This window comes from Vallitalea okinawensis (assembly GCF_002964605.1).
Lineage (GTDB): Bacteria > Bacillota > Clostridia > Lachnospirales > PQDH01 > Vallitalea_A > Vallitalea_A okinawensis.
In genome coordinates, this window is record NZ_PQDH01000058.1 from 1 (window position 1) to 893 (window position 893).

1 rRNA gene is annotated in these 893 nt (G+C 49.0%); it reads right to left on the reverse strand.

From position 1 onward, the window contains the following. Nucleotides 1–893: ribosomal RNA gene (locus C1Y58_RS26270) — 23S ribosomal RNA — on the reverse strand; the annotation flags it as partial.

The window sequence follows — 893 nt, forward strand, 5'->3', positions numbered from 1 at the left end:
ACCAATCCACAGCTTCGGTGTCGTGTTTTAGCCCCGGTACATTTTCGGCGCAAGACCTCTCGACTAGTGAGCTATTACGCACTCTTTGAATGTATGGCTGCTTCTAAGCCAACATCCTAGTTGTCTTCGAAATCTCACATCCTTTCCCACTTAACACGTACTTTGGGACCTTAGCTGGTGGTCTGGGCTCTTTCCCTTTCGACTAATGAAACTTATCTCCCATAGTCTGACTCCTGATGAGCATCTATACGGCATTCGGAGTTTGATATGTTTCGGTAAGCGATGTGCCCCCTAGACAATTCAGTGCTCTACCTCCGTTAGACTCCATCAAGGCTAGCCCTAAAGCTATTTCGAGGAGAACCAGCTATCTCCGGGTTCGATTGGAATTTCTCCGCTACCCACACCTCATCCCCACGTTTTTCAACACGTGTGGGTTCGGTCCTCCACGGAATTTTACTTCCGCTTCAACCTGGACATGGGTAGGTCACCCGGTTTCGGGTCTACTACTACTGACTTATTCGCCCTATTAAGACTTGGTTTCCCTTCGGCTCCAGCACTTTGTGCCTTAACCTTGCCAGCAACAGTAACTCGCCGGACCGTTCTACAAAAAGTACGCCGTCGGACTGATATATATACGTCCTTCGACTGGTTGTAAACATAGGGTTTCAGGTTCTTTTTCACTCCCCTCCCGGGGTTCTTTTCACCGTTCCATCACTGTACTATTCGCTATCGGTCACCAGGGAGTATTTAGCCTTGGGGGGTGGTCCCCCCAGCTTCCCACAGGGTTTCTCGTGTCCCGTGGTACTCTGGATACTGCTAGTTCATCTTTGTTTTCGTCTACAGGACTTTCACCTTCTTTGGTAGGCTTTCCCAAAACCTTTCGACTAACTCCA